The 1,187-nt window shown below is 58.6% G+C and carries 1 protein-coding gene; it reads right to left on the bottom strand.

Annotation, left to right across the window (positions count from 1 at the left end; translation table 11 throughout):
- The coding region (locus tag A3764_RS20700) for a hydantoinase/oxoprolinase family protein (protein ID WP_150122351.1) at positions 1–1,187 on the bottom strand (1,187 nt) is incomplete at both ends.

Genomic DNA, 1,187 nt, shown 5'->3' with positions numbered 1-1,187 from the left:
GCGGTGGTGTATATTGACCAGGCGGCTTCCTGAAGGCCGATATTCAGAGCTTTCGCAATCTTGTCGATTGCCTTTGACGCCGCCTTGGTATCGAGCGGCATCTTGCCACCAAGGAAATAGTCCGGGTCGACGATGCCAAGTATGACATTGGCGTCGGTAACGGTCGGCTCGTCGCCGCCTTTCCCGTAGCAGGCCGGGCCCGGCCGGGCACCGGCACTGTGGGGACCGACGTGCAAAAGTCCGCCACCGTCAACACGCGCAATCGAACCGCCTCCCGCACCCACCGACCGCACATCCACCTTGGCAATGCCAAGGTTGTCATCATGGATCATGCTATCGGGTGTGATGATCACCTGATGATCGCGCAGCGCGGATACGTCGAATGTTGTTCCGCCCATGTCGCCCACGATGATATCCGCTTCGTCACTCAGCGCGAGCGCCGCCATCGGTGCGAGTGTTGGGCCGGACATGACCGAGTAGATCGGCTTTCGAAGCATTTCCGACACGGGCATCATCCCGCCGACGCAATTCGCGAGCAGCAGTTCACCCTGAAACCCGCCATGGGTCAAAGCTGTCTCGAGGCGCTCGATATAGGTCCGAACGATGGGCCGTATGGAGGCGTCGATTGCAGCCGCGATCACGCGCTTGTATTCCCGCGGCATCGGGTTGATCTCGTGGCTCAGGGTGACCGGGGTATCCGGCATTTCTTCGGCCAGGATTTCCGCAACCCGCAGCTCGTGCTCGGGATTGACCACCGACCAAAGCAAACCCACGGCAAGCGCCTCGACGCGGGTGTTGCGGAAATATCGTGCGGCCTCGCGAACAGCCTCCTCATCCAGCGGCGTCACGACCTTGCCACGTGCATCAATGCGCCCGGCAACCGTTTTGGTAAGGTGTTGCGGCACATAGGGTTCTGGGTAATCAAGCTTCCATTGAAATGCGCCCTTGCGAGGTCCTTCGCGCAACACCAGCATGTCACGGTGCCCGTCATTCAGGATCAGTCCAACCTTGACTGTCTTTCTTTCGACCAACGCATTGGTTGAAACTGTCGAGCCGTGCACGATAAGTGAAATTTGTTCGATGAAGTTTTTCGCATGAAGGCCATAACCCTCTGCCGCAACTTTGAGGACATCCATGAACCCCTGTTCGAACTCGCCCGGGGTTGTCGGTGCCTTGAAGATCGAGAT

It is taken from the genome of Sulfitobacter sp. HI0129, assembly GCF_001635395.1.
GTDB lineage: Bacteria > Pseudomonadota > Alphaproteobacteria > Rhodobacterales > Rhodobacteraceae > Sulfitobacter.
The sequence above is the reverse complement of the archived record's forward strand: the minus strand, read 5'-3'. Positions and strand labels throughout refer to the sequence as shown.